This window comes from Paraburkholderia sp. J11-2 (genome assembly GCF_905220185.1).
Taxonomy (GTDB): domain Bacteria; phylum Pseudomonadota; class Gammaproteobacteria; order Burkholderiales; family Burkholderiaceae; genus Paraburkholderia.
The window spans coordinates 1-469 of record NZ_CAJMYY010000114.1 but is presented as its reverse complement, the minus strand read 5'-3'; the positions used below and the strand labels follow the sequence as shown (position 1 = coordinate 469).

The window sequence follows — 469 nt, the reverse complement described above, 5'->3', positions numbered from 1 at the left end:
TAACGGTGCGGTGAACGCATCGAGCGTGGACGCGGTGAACGGCTCGCAACTGTACAACCTCGCAAGCTCGACGGCCGGCGCGATGGGCGGCGGCTCGACGGTGAACGGCGACGGTTCGATCACGAACCCGACGTACAACATCGGCGGGAGCACGTACAACAACGCAGGCGACGCGTTCACGGCGCTCAACAGCGACATCACGAACATCAACGGCACGATGGCCGATGCGGTCATGTACGACTCGTCGGCGCATGACTCGGTGACGCTGGGCGGCACGGGTGCGACCTCGGCAGTGGCGCTGCACAACGTGGCCAACGGCATGGTGAGCGCATCGAGCCTTGACGCAGTGAACGGCTCCCAGCTGTACACGGTGTCCAGTTCGACGGCGGCTGCGCTGGGTGGCGGCTCGACGGTGAACAGCGACGGCTCGATCTCGGCTCCGACGTATCTCGTGGGCGGCGACACCTAT

At 65.5% G+C, this 469-nt stretch carries 1 pseudogene; it reads left to right on the top strand.

The annotated features are described in order from the left end of the window. Nucleotides 1-469, top strand: a pseudogene (locus U5A57_RS41390) (adhesin); the annotation flags it as partial.